The following is a 410-nucleotide window of genomic DNA, read 5'->3' as shown; positions in this document are numbered from 1 at the left end:
TATCTCCTATCTCCTATCTCCTATCTCCTATCTCCTAACCCATTAAGGTATCATATTAGTTAGTGTCACTTTCAAAACTAACTTTATGACTAATTCTACTCCTGAATCTCCTAATCCTAATTCCCCAGAGTCCACACAACCTCAAGATAGTTACGTTAAGTTAGCAATGCGTAATATGGTAAAAAAAAGAGGAGTTTCTTTAAAACATTTTTTCTTGACAACCTTCGGTTTATTAGGCTTTTTAGTAGGGATTTCTTACTTAACTCGATAATCTTTTCTGTGATAACATTCAAAAACAGGCTAAAGTATAATTGTTAAGTTTTATAACGATTGAGGTAAGTTGATGTTAGAACTATATCAATTTGAATTGTCCCAGTTTTCCGAAAAAGTTAGGTTAATTCTCGATTTTA

Annotated in this window: 1 protein-coding gene; it reads left to right on the top strand. The window is 32.0% G+C overall.

Going from position 1 to position 410, the window contains the following annotated elements:
* The first annotated feature begins 85 nt into the window (after positions 1–85).
* Positions 86–271 carry a DUF3285 domain-containing protein gene (locus tag GW846_06285; protein ID NDK10352.1) on the top strand — a complete coding sequence of 62 codons (186 nt, stop codon included), beginning with the start codon at positions 86–88 and terminating at the stop codon, positions 269–271.
* Positions 272–410: the final 139 nt, after the last annotated feature.

This window comes from Candidatus Gracilibacteria bacterium (genome assembly GCA_010119145.1).
Taxonomy (GTDB): domain Bacteria; phylum Patescibacteriota; class Gracilibacteria; order BD1-5; family UBA6164; genus JAACSU01.
This window is presented reverse-complemented; position numbering and strand designations above follow the sequence as displayed.